The organism is Shimia sp. MMG029 (assembly GCF_027947445.1).
Lineage (GTDB): Bacteria > Pseudomonadota > Alphaproteobacteria > Rhodobacterales > Rhodobacteraceae > Shimia.
In genome coordinates this window covers 1-7,388 of sequence record NZ_JAQJIM010000020.1, presented here as the reverse complement: position 1 = coordinate 7,388, position 7,388 = coordinate 1, and the positions used below count along the sequence as shown (strand labels likewise).

Genomic DNA, 7,388 nt, shown 5'->3' with positions numbered 1-7,388 from the left:
CTGCTACTACGTTTTGTGTTTGCGTTCCCAGGCCTTCGATACTCAATTCCATTTTATCACCTGGTTTGAGGTATGTTTGAGGGTTTTGTCCCATGCCGACGCCTGGAGGTGTTCCTGTGGAGATGACGTCCCCTGGCTGGAGGGACATGAACTGGCTGAGGTGTGCGATGACGGTTGCGACGTCGAAGTGCATGGTTTGTGTGGATCCGTCCTGATAGCGGTGTCCGTTGACTTCGAGATACATTGGCAGGTTTTGGGGGTCTGCCACTTCGTCGCGGGTGACGAGCCATGGTCCGATGGGTCCGAATGTGTCGCAGCTTTTGCCTTTGACCCATTGCCCTGAGCGGTGCAGCTGGAAGTCGCGTTCAGAGAGGTCGTTGACGACGCAGTAGCCTGCGACGTGATCGAGTGCGTCTTCGCGGCTGACGTATTTTGTGTGTTTGCCAATCACCACGCCCAGCTCGACTTCCCAGTCGGATTTGACGGAGGAGCGGGGGATTTCCACATCGTCATTTGGGCCGCAGATGGCGGAGGTGGCTTTGAAGAAGATGACGGGTTCTTCTGGCAGGGCCATGCCGGATTCAGCGGCGTGGTCTGCATAGTTCAGGCCAATGCAGATGAACTTGCCGACAGAGCCGACGCAGGCGCCGATGCGGGGGCTGCCCTCGACCACGGGCAGGGTGGTGGGGTCAATGGCGCGCAGCTTGGCGAGACTGTCATCGCTGAGGGCGTCACCTGCGATGTCGGTGATGTGGCCTGAGAGATCGCGGATGGTGCCGTCGTTGTCCTGCAGGCCGGGTTTTTCTGCCCCGATCGGGCCGTAGCGTAGAAGCTTCATTCAGGTGTCCTTTCTTGCTCAGATGGTCCAGCCGCCGTCGATGGCGAAGGGCTGGCCGGAGGTGTATTTGCTGGCGTCGCTGGCCAGATAAAGGGCGAGTTCTGCGATCTCATCTGCGGTGCCGATGCGGCCCATGGGCTGGCGGGCAATGAAGTCGCGCATGGCGGTGTCATAATCGCCGGTGGCACGCAGGCGGTCGTGCAGGCTGGGGCTGTCCACGGTGCCGGGGCATATGGCGTTGCAGCGGATGCCCTGGGCGACATAATCGGCGGCCACGGATTTGGTCAGGCCGAGCACGGCCCCTTTGGAGGCGCAATAGGCAAAGCGGTTGGGCACGCCTTTCATGGCAGAGGCCACGGAGGACATGTTGATGATGGAGCCGCCGCCGTTTTCCAGCATGGCGGGCAGGGTCAGCTGGATCAGGCGGTACATGGCCTTGACGTTGAGATCGAAGCTGAAGTCCCAGTCTTTCTCTGGGCACTCCAAGATCGTGCCGCCTGCGACGTAGCCTGCGCAGTTAAACAGCACATCCAGCGCGGGCAGATCCGCGGCAGCCTTTGCCACTGCCGCGCCATCTGTCACATCCAGCTTGAGCGCGGTCACGCCGTTGATTTGCGCCAGTTCGGCCAGCGATGCGTCATTGATGTCGCTGGCAATCACCTGGGCGCCCTCGGCCACAAAGAGCTCTGTGGTGGCGCGGCCAATGCCCTGACCTGCGGCGGTGATGAGCGCGGTTTTTCCGGCCAGACGGCCTGATGTCTCTGTCATATCTGTGATCCTTATACCTGTTCTGGCAGCAGCTCTGTGGGGATGTTCTGGTAGCACACGGGGCGCAGGAAGCGGCGGATGGAGAGCGTGCCCACCGAGGTTGCGCCAAAGTTGGTGGAGGCCGGATAAGGGCCGCCATGCACCATGGTGTCGGCGACTTCCACGCCGGTTGGGAAGCCATTGGCGAGCACGCGGCCGGCTTTGCGCTCCAGCAGCGGCATCAGGGCTTGGGCGTCTGCTGTGTCCTCTGTGTCCATCTGCAATGTGCAGGTCAGTTGCCCTTCGATGGCGCGGGCCACATCCTGCATCTGAGCGGTGTCCCGCACGCGCACAATGATGCCCATAGGGCCAAAGACCTCTTCCTGCAGGTGGCTGTCGGCACGCCAGTCATCGCCTGATACGCTGAAGAGATACGGCTTTGCCGCGCGGCCGGGGCAGGCGGTGCCCATGATTTGGGTCACACCTTGGCCGCCACTGATCCGGGCCACGCCGTCGCGGTAGGCGGCGGCAATGCCATCGGTGAGCATGGTCTGGCTGTCGACGGCGTCCAGCGCGGTCTGTGCTGCGGTTTGCAACGCGTCCGCATCTGGGCCGTCCATGACCACGGCAATGCCCGGGTTGGTGCAGAACTGACCCGCGCCCATGATGAGGGACCCAGCCCAGCCGCTGCCGATCTCGGTGGCGCGTGCGCCTGCGGCCGCAGGCAGCACAAACATCGGGTTCACAGAGCCCAGTTCGCCAAAGAAGGGGATCGGCGCGTCGCGCTGTGCACAGAGGTCAAAGAGCGCGCGGCCCGCTTTCAGGCTGCCGGTGAAGCCGACGGCACGGATCAGTGGATGTGTGGCCAGCGCGGCGCCCACCTCAATCCCGTTGCTTTGGATCAGGGAGAAGATGCCGGGATGCATATTGCAGGCTGTGAGCGCAGCATCGATGGCCTGCGCCACAATCTCGGCGGTGCCGGGATGGGCCGGATGGCCTTTGACCACCACAGGGCAGCCTGCGGCCAGGGCGGCGGCGGTGTCGCCCCCGGCGGTGGAGAAGGCCAGCGGGAAGTTGGAAGCACCAAAGACGGCCACGGGGCCAATCGGGCGCTGGATCATGCGCAGCTCCGGGCGCGGCAGGGGCGCGCGGTCGGGCAGGGCTTCATCATGGCGCAGATCCAGATAGGCACCGGCTTCAATATGATCGGCAAACAGGCGCAGCTGGCCGGTGGTGCGGCCGCGCTCGCCCTCAAGGCGGGCGTCGGGCAGGCCGGTTTCCTCTGTGCCAATCTGGGTGATGGCCTCACCGCGGGCGTCGATCTCTTCGGCGATTTTGCGCAGAAGCGTGGCGCGTGCGGCGCGGCTCGACCAGCCAAAGCTGGCAAAGGCGGCTTCTGCGGCCTCCACGGCGGCGTCCACATGGGCGGGGGTGCCGACGGCGAAGGCGTGGCTTTCGCCGGTGGCGGGGTCTGAGGCAAAGGTGGCGTCGCCCGCGACCCAGGTGCCTGCAATCAGATGTTTTCCGGTCAGCATATCTATCGCTTTCTTAAAGCAGGCCGCGATGGGCCAGGTTGCGCATCAGGTGAGAGGCGCCAAAGCGCCACGCCTCACATTCGGTGGACAGGCGCACGGTGTTGGTAAGCTGCCCGAGCTGGTCATTGGCGATGGTCACAACATCGCCAAGCTTGTGGGTAAAGCCGCCGCCAGGGGTGTCGCGGTCCTGCGTCGGGGCAAAGAGCGTGCCCAAAAACAGCATCAGCCCGTCAGGATACTGGTGATGGCGGCCAATGGTCTGGCGCACCAGATCGGCCGGATCGCGGCTGATCTGGGACATGGAGGAATGGCCCTGCAGCTCAAAGCCCTCCGGGCCTGAGACGGTGAGGGTCAGCTCTGCCTGGCGCACGTCATCCAGCGTGAAGCTGTCGTCAAACAGGCGGATCATTGGGCCAATGGCGCAGGAGGCGTTGTTGTCTTTGGCTTTGCTCAGCAAGAGGGCGGAGCGGCCTTCCACATCGCGCAGATTGACGTCATTGCCAAGGGTGGCACCTTTGATCTCCCCGGTGGAGGTGACGGCGAGCACCACTTCGGGCTCGGGGTTGTTCCAGGTGGAGATCGGATGCAGGCCGATGTCTGCGCCCAAACCGACGGAGGAGAGCACCTGCGCTTTGGAAAAGACTTCCGCATCCGGGCCAATGCCGACTTCCAGATACTGGCTCCAGAGACCTTCTTTGAGCAGCGCCTGTTTGACCTCCTCTGCGGCCTCAGAGCCGGGCACGATGTTGGAGAGGCTGTCGCCAATGCGTGCGCCGATGCGGTCGCGGATGGCTTCGGCCTTGGCCGGGTCGCCGGCGGCCTGCTCTTCGATCACCCGCTCCACCATGGAACCGGCAAAGGTCACGCCGCAGGCTTTGACGGCCTGCAAATCGCAGGGGGCCAGCCAGTCGTGGTCTGCACTCAGTGCGCCCAGCGGTGTGCCCGGGGCGGTGCGGGTGTAGTCTGCTGCGTCCTCACGCTCCAGAATGTCGCGCACGGTGGGGGCGGCTTTGGCGGTGATGTCCACCAGTTGCCCGTCACGGAGGGTGACAACAGCTGGGCCGATGCCTGGGCGTTCTACGCGGCCGAGCCAAAGCCCGGAAGGATCAAGGGAAAGATCAGTCATATCAATCTCTGAGGTTGTAGGCCCGAGCGGCGTTGCCGCCCCAGACCGCCTTGAGTTCGGATGCAGTGAGTGCGCCCAAAAGATCGGTGCTGGTGTGAACCCAGCGCGCATAAGAGCTGGCCAGGGTGCAGACCGGCCAGTCGCTGCCCCAGATCAGGCGCTCAGGGCCAAAGGTGCCAAGCAGGTGATCCGCATAGGGGCGCAGCGTGTCGGAGCTCCAGTTGTCTGCGGCCTCGGTCACCATGCCGGAGAATTTGCAGAAGGCTGTGGTGTCACGCGCCAGCGCGGCCATATCTTCGGCCCATCCCGCGATCACACCGTCCTTGATCAGCGGTTTTGAGGCATGGTCGATCACCACACGCATGTCGGGGTGGCGGGCCAGCAGGCGGCGCAGATTGCCCAAATGCTGGGGCAGGGTGAGCGCGTCAAAGGTCAGATCATGGGCGATCAGCGCCTCAAACGCCGGGGTGAGCGCATCGCGCAGCATCCAGCCCGGATCGGCGATGTCCTGGATCATCGGGCGCAGCCCGACGAGGGCGGGATTGCGCGCCAATGTGGCAATCTGTTCGGCGGCGTCAGGGGCTTCAAAGTCGACCCAGCCAACCACGCCTTTGATAAAGGGGGTGTCTTCGGCCAGAGACAACATGAAGGTGGTCTCTGCCACGGTGGGGGCTGCCTGCACCAACACGGTGCCGTCGATCTGCGCCGCCGTGAGGTCTGAGGTCAGGTCTGCGGGCAGGAAGTCGCGGTAGATCGGGGCGAGCTCTGGCGTGAGCCAGCCGTAGTCGCCCCGGGCCAGCGCCCAGAAGTGCTGATGGGCATCAATCCTCATGCGATGACGCCTTTCTTCAGAATGATATTGCCATAAAGCCGCCGTTCGCCGGTCTGCACGATGGCAAAGGCGTGCGCGGCGCGGTCATAAAAGGCAAAGCGTTCCAGCGTCTGGATCTGTGCCGGGGTGTCCGCCGTGGTCTCAATGATGGTCTGGAAATCGGCCACGGCCTCCGGGACCGCATCAGGATCGCCGACCACCTGCATGGTCAGGGCTGGATCCGGCACGAAGCTGTCCAGCGGCATGACAGAGAGCACGGCCTCCAGGATCTCGCTGGCGCTGGAACCATCCGCGCGGATGCAGGTGGGGCCGGTGCTGGTGGCTGGGAAGTTGGCATCGGCAATCACGATCTCATCGCCGTGCCCCATGGCGCGCAGGGTGTGCAGCAGATCAGGAGACAAAAGCGGGTTGATATTACGCAGCATCGGCACGCTCCGAAGGCAGGGGCGCGTCCGGGCGGATCAGCCCTTCGCCGCGCAGATCAGACCAGAGCGCATCCGGGATGGCGCGCTCCATCAGGCGGGCATTGGCGGTGACCTCCGCCCCTGACACCGCACCGGGGACCACGGTTTTGACGCAGGGGTGGCCCAGCACGAACTGCAGCGCGGCTGCGATCAGAGGGGTGTCATGGGCGGCACAGACCGCTTCGATCTTGCGCACCCGTTCCATGATCTCGGCAGGGGCCACATCATAGTTGTATTTGGCCCCTTCGATCGCACCGGTGGCCAGAATGCCAGAGTTGTAAGGCCCGCCCAGAATGATGCCGACATCCCGCGCCTCACAGAGGGGCAGGAAGCTGTCAAGCGCTTCCTGCTCCAGCAGGGTGTAGCGCCCCGCCAGCAGGAAGCCGTCAAAATCGCCGAGCCCCAGCAGCCGCTCACAGACCTGCCATTCGTTCACCCCTGCGCCAATGGCGGCAATCTCCCCGGCATCGCGCAGCTCGGTCAGGGCGCGGTAGCCGCCCCCGTCAAACAGTTCACGCACCTTGGCATCGGAGGCCTCCTGGCTGCCCTGACTGAAGACGCAGACATCATGCACCAGCAGAATGTCGGCGTTCGCAACCCCGAGGCGGGTCTTGCTGGCCTCATAAGAGCGCATCACCCCATCATAGGTGTAATCAAACACAATGCGTTTTTGCGGTACGTCGACAAAAGCCTCAGGGGTGACTTCATGGGGGTCACAATCCAGCAGCAGGCGGCCGATTTTGGTGGAGAGCTGGATGGTGTCCCGGCCAAAGCGCTTCATGCCTGCGCCAAAGCGCATCTCAGACCGCCCCAGCCCGTATTGCGGCGCGGTGTCAAAGAAGCGCACGCCCACATCATAGGCGGTTTGCAACGCCTCTTGCGCGTCCTGCTCAGAGACTTTGCGATACAGATTGCCAAGCGGCGCACCGCCAAACCCCATTTGCGTGAGCGGCACAGGGCGCGATGTGCGGGTGTTCAGGAGACGTGTTTTTGAAACGGACATGAGGGTTCTCTTGCTTCACCGGTACGGGGTGTGTGTGACGGTATCGGGGTGATCTGAGCGGGCATCTATCATGCGCGGGTCAAGCGGGTGCCAAACAGCTCAGGCTTGGCGGTGTGGAGCGTGTCCAGTCGGGGCACCAGTTGCCCCAAGTGGTGTCGCATCGCGGCCTGGGCTGCGTTCTCATCCCCGGCAGAGATGGCTTTAAAAATGGCGCGATGCTCTTCCAGCGTCTCTGAGATGCGCCCGGGTGTGGGCAGCAGCAGAAGGCGCGCACGGCGCACCTGCAGAGAGACGGTCTGTGCCACATCCGGCAGACGTTGAAAGCCGGTGAATGCCATGAGCAAGCTGTGGAACTCTTCATCGGCTTGATAAAAGCCAGCGGCATCTTCATCTTCGATCAGAAGCTCTTGAAGGCGCATACTGCGGCTGAGTTTTTTGCGCTGCTCTTCGGTCAGATCACGGGTGACCTTGGCCACCGTCGCCAGCTCAAGCGCTTCGCGCAGAAACACACCTTCGCGGATCTCGGACATGGAAAAATAGGACACATGGGTGCCTGACTGCGGCACGACATCCACCAGCCCTTCAGCGGCCAGCCGGGCAATCGCTTCTGACACAGGCGCGCGGGACACGCCGAGGCGCTCACAGATGGGCGCCTTTCTCAGATTGGCGCCGGGCGGGAAGTCCAGGGCCAGAATCGCTTCCTTGACTGCGAGATAAACGCGCTGCGCCAGAGAGCCCTCAGAGGGGGCGGTCTCGCGCAGTAAAGTGACATCAATATCGTAGGTCTGGGTCATAATGGAGCAAATACCATGCTAACATGTTAGTTGACAAGTGCCGCCCCCC

Annotated in this window: 8 protein-coding genes; all 8 read right to left on the bottom strand. The window is 63.2% G+C overall.

Annotated features, from left to right (window positions below; genetic code table 11):
- Positions 1-838: fumarylacetoacetate hydrolase family protein (locus PJL69_RS20115; RefSeq protein ID WP_271311289.1), on the bottom strand; the 838-nt coding region annotated here is incomplete at its 3' end.
- Positions 839-856: 18 nt separating this feature from the next.
- Positions 857-1,606, bottom strand: coding sequence for an SDR family oxidoreductase (locus tag PJL69_RS20110; RefSeq protein ID WP_271311288.1), 750 nt, complete (start codon positions 1,604-1,606; stop codon positions 857-859).
- Between the two features lie 11 nt (positions 1,607-1,617).
- On the bottom strand, positions 1,618-3,120 hold the full coding sequence (locus tag PJL69_RS20105) for an aldehyde dehydrogenase (NADP(+)) (RefSeq protein ID WP_271311287.1): 1,503 nt from the start codon (positions 3,118-3,120) through the stop codon (positions 1,618-1,620).
- Positions 3,121-3,133: 13 nt separating this feature from the next.
- Entirely contained in the window at positions 3,134-4,246 is a 1,113-nt protein-coding gene (locus PJL69_RS20100; RefSeq protein WP_271311286.1) for a fumarylacetoacetate hydrolase family protein, read from the bottom strand.
- 1 nt (position 4,247) lies between these two features.
- A complete protein-coding gene (locus PJL69_RS20095; RefSeq protein ID WP_271311285.1) occupies positions 4,248-5,078 on the bottom strand; it encodes an amidohydrolase family protein in 831 nt (276 codons plus the stop codon).
- Complete coding sequence (gene fucU / locus PJL69_RS20090; RefSeq protein WP_271311284.1) at positions 5,075-5,503, bottom strand: L-fucose mutarotase; 429 nt, start codon at positions 5,501-5,503, stop codon at positions 5,075-5,077. The genes PJL69_RS20095 and fucU overlap by 4 nt, the downstream gene beginning before the upstream one ends.
- The gene (locus PJL69_RS20085; RefSeq protein ID WP_271311283.1) at positions 5,493-6,545 is read right to left on the bottom strand and encodes an aldo/keto reductase; all 1,053 of its coding nucleotides are present in this window, start codon (positions 6,543-6,545) and stop codon (positions 5,493-5,495) included. The genes fucU and PJL69_RS20085 overlap by 11 nt, the downstream gene beginning before the upstream one ends.
- A 68-nt stretch (positions 6,546-6,613) precedes the next feature.
- The gene (locus PJL69_RS20080) at positions 6,614-7,339 is read right to left on the bottom strand and encodes a GntR family transcriptional regulator (RefSeq protein WP_271311282.1); all 726 of its coding nucleotides are present in this window, start codon (positions 7,337-7,339) and stop codon (positions 6,614-6,616) included.
- Between the last annotated feature and the right edge of the window lie 49 nt (positions 7,340-7,388).